Here is a 1,598-nt window from a genome sequence, read left to right as displayed (position 1 = left end):
CGAAATTGGGTCTGTAGCTCAGTTGGTTAGAGCGCACCCCTGATAAGGGTGAGGTCGGCAGTTCGAATCTGCCCAGACCCACCAATTTTGTGTGGGAAACGCCTGTAGAAATACGGGGCCATAGCTCAGCTGGGAGAGCGCCTGCCTTGCACGCAGGAGGTCAACGGTTCGATCCCGTTTGGCTCCACCACTACTGCTTCTGAAGTTTGAAAGCTTAGAAATGAGCATTCCATCGCTGTGATGATGAATGTTGATTTCTAGTCTTTGACTAGTTCGTTCTTTAAAAATTTGGGTATGTGATAGAAAGATAGACTGAACGTTACTTTCACTGGTAACGGATCAGGCTAAGGTAAAATTTGTGAGTTCTCTTAATTGAGAAATTCGAATTTTCGGCGAATGTCGTCTTCACAGTATAACCAGATTGCTTGGGGTTATATGGTCAAGTGAAGAAGCGCATACGGTGGATGCCTTGGCAGTCAGAGGCGATGAAAGACGTGGTAGCCTGCGAAAAGCTTCGGGGAGTCGGCAAACAGACTTTGATCCGGAGATGTCTGAATGGGGGAACCCAGCCATCATAAGATGGTTATCTTGTACTGAATACATAGGTGCAAGAGGCGAACCAGGGGAACTGAAACATCTAAGTACCCTGAGGAAAAGAAATCAACCGAGATTCCCTTAGTAGTGGCGAGCGAACGGGGACTAGCCCTTAAGTGGCTTTGAGATTAGCGGAACGCTCTGGAAAGTGCGGCCATAGTGGGTGATAGCCCTGTACGCGAAAATCTCTTAGTCATGAAATCGAGTAGGACGGAGCACGAGAAACTTTGTCTGAATATGGGGGGACCATCCTCCAAGGCTAAATACTACTGACTGACCGATAGTGAACTAGTACCGTGAGGGAAAGGCGAAAAGAACCCCGGAGAGGGGAGTGAAATAGATCCTGAAACCGTATGCGTACAAGCAGTGGGAGCCCACTTTGTTGGGTGACTGCGTACCTTTTGTATAATGGGTCAGCGACTTATTTTCAGTGGCGAGCTTAACCGAATAGGGGAGGCGTAGCGAAAGCGAGTCTTAATAGGGCGTCTAGTCGCTGGGAATAGACCCGAAACCGGGCGATCTATCCATGGGCAGGTTGAAGGTTGGGTAACACTAACTGGAGGACCGAACCGACTACCGTTGAAAAGTTAGCGGATGACCTGTGGATCGGAGTGAAAGGCTAATCAAGCTCGGAGATAGCTGGTTCTCCTCGAAAGCTATTTAGGTAGCGCCTCATGTATCACTGTAGGGGGTAGAGCACTGTTTCGGCTAGGGGGTCATCCCGACTTACCAAACCGATGCAAACTCCGAATACCTACAAGTGCCGAGCATGGGAGACACACGGCGGGTGCTAACGTCCGTCGTGAAAAGGGAAACAACCCAGACCGTCAGCTAAGGTCCCAAAGTTATGGTTAAGTGGGAAACGATGTGGGAAGGCTTAGACAGCTAGGAGGTTGGCTTAGAAGCAGCCACCCTTTAAAGAAAGCGTAATAGCTCACTAGTCGAGTCGGCCTGCGCGGAAGATGTAACGGGGCTCAAACCATACACCGAAGCTACGGGTATCA

The 1,598-nt window shown here is 49.6% G+C and carries 2 tRNA genes and 1 rRNA gene; all 3 read left to right on the top strand.

The features are described 5' to 3' along the window. Positions 1 to 7 precede the first annotated feature (7 nt). A tRNA-Ile gene (locus ACM6IN_RS18635) sits at positions 8 to 84 on the top strand. A gap of 30 nt (positions 85 to 114) precedes the next feature. Beyond that, a tRNA-Ala gene (locus ACM6IN_RS18630) sits at positions 115 to 190 on the top strand. A 247-nt stretch (positions 191 to 437) separates the two neighbouring features. Beyond that, a 23S ribosomal RNA gene (locus ACM6IN_RS18625) occupies positions 438 to 1,598 on the top strand; the annotation flags it as partial.

The organism is Pseudomonas sp. IT-P395, from assembly GCF_949767675.1.
Lineage (GTDB): Bacteria > Pseudomonadota > Gammaproteobacteria > Pseudomonadales > Pseudomonadaceae > Aquipseudomonas.
The sequence above is the reverse complement of the archived record's forward strand: the minus strand, read 5'-3'. Positions and strand labels throughout refer to the sequence as shown.